The 1,413-nt window shown below is 44.5% G+C and carries 1 protein-coding gene and 1 tRNA gene; one reads left to right on the top strand and one right to left on the bottom strand.

Annotated features, from left to right (window positions below):
• Positions 1 to 439: 439 nt before the first annotated feature.
• Positions 440 to 1,168: a hypothetical protein gene (locus ACTIE0_RS24380; protein ID WP_006624503.1), complete on the bottom strand. Its 729-nt coding sequence runs from the start codon at positions 1,166 to 1,168 to the stop codon at positions 440 to 442.
• Positions 1,169 to 1,204: 36 nt separating this feature from the next.
• Between ACTIE0_RS24380 and ACTIE0_RS24375 the strand changes: the two genes are divergently transcribed.
• Positions 1,205 to 1,278: transfer RNA gene (locus tag ACTIE0_RS24375), tRNA-Val, on the top strand.
• Positions 1,279 to 1,413: the final 135 nt, after the last annotated feature.

Below are 1,413 nucleotides of genomic sequence, written 5' to 3'. Positions count from 1 at the left end.
GCCGTGTGCTGGGAAACTCGCAAGCACGGTTTGGAATTGGAGTTGGGGAAGGTGACTTCTCTTTCGACCATAACACAACTCCCCTCTTTTTTTCGCTCAGTCTTGACCTTGAGTCTCTCTGCCTTATCTGGTTGTCGAAGCCAGATGTTGAGACACATAGATAGTTATGGGATGGTCAGGGGTGCGAATCCCTTATATTCCACCAAGGGGTGGAAGTCCCACTAGGAGGTTATTTCAGCCATTGCAGCCCTATTTGACTCCTAAACGTTTCGCACGTTATGTATATTTCTATACCAAACGTCGGGACATATAAACAGTTATAGGGATGGTCAGAAGCGAGCTTCTTGTATTCAGTCAGGGGGCTGAAGTTTTCACCAGGTAGTTATTTCAGGCATCTCAGCCTTATTTCCTACCTGAACGTCTCGCACTAATGGATAAATTATAACAGCCAGGTACTTTGAGAAAAATCTTCATTGTTCATCGGTTGACTGAGGGAATGTTCGGGACGAGGCACTAAATGAGGTGGGGATCGCTTCGTGGGTTTCTGTGCTAGTTTAGACGTAGATGATTCTAGTTTTAACTGTTCGATATGTTGTAAAAGTTTAGTATTCGTTTCCGACAGATGTAGTGCTATTAATTCTGCCTGTTCTAGCTTTTCCTTTAAGGCCGCCGCCGCTTCAGTCTCCTGTTTAAGTTGGGCTATTAATTTATTTTTTTCCTCTAATTCTTGTTGTAGTTTATTGATTGTAGTGGCTAATTGCCTATGGCTGGCTTGAGCGTTTTTAACAGTTAATTGAAGGGCAGAAATCTCTTTTTTTAAAGTCTGCTCAGTTTCCTGGGACTGCTGTAAGTGGGATTCAAGCCAGGCTACTTGAGCTTCTAACTCCATCTGCGCCTCTAATTCGGCTTGGGTGGGGGTTGGACGGCTAGAGGAGGTATTGTCCCTTGGGGATGTGCTTGTATTAATTTGATGATCAGTATCAGCAGATTCTGGGGGGGGACTACCCGCCTTTTCTGCTTCCTGTTTGACCATATCGGCTAGACTTTTCTTAACCATCATCTCCTCCCTTGGAACTGTGTGTCCCGTCGCCTGATGGGCGGCTGATACAACTTCATTAAGCATACAGCGATCGCGAGGGGAAAAATAGATCCGTTTGGGGGGTTGCAATTTTCGGGTGAGTTATGTTAATGTAATAAACTGTTCGGACGCATAGCTCAGTTGGTTAGAGTACCACGTTGACATCGTGGGGGTCGCTGGTTCGAGTCCAGTTGTGTCCACTATTAACTGACCGTTATCATAACTGCAATAACCGTGATTCACTTAACCCGATAGTCCTACCTAATTACTCAGATATTACTCACAATCTAGTCCTAGCACAGGAAAATAATTCTGTCAATAGGATGATTACTCAG

This window comes from Limnospira sp. (genome assembly GCF_051859755.1).
In the GTDB taxonomy this organism is placed as follows: Bacteria; Cyanobacteriota; Cyanobacteriia; order Cyanobacteriales; family Microcoleaceae; genus Limnospira; species Limnospira fusiformis.
Note: the sequence above shows the minus strand (reverse complement) of the source record. Positions and strands in the feature narration are given on the sequence as shown.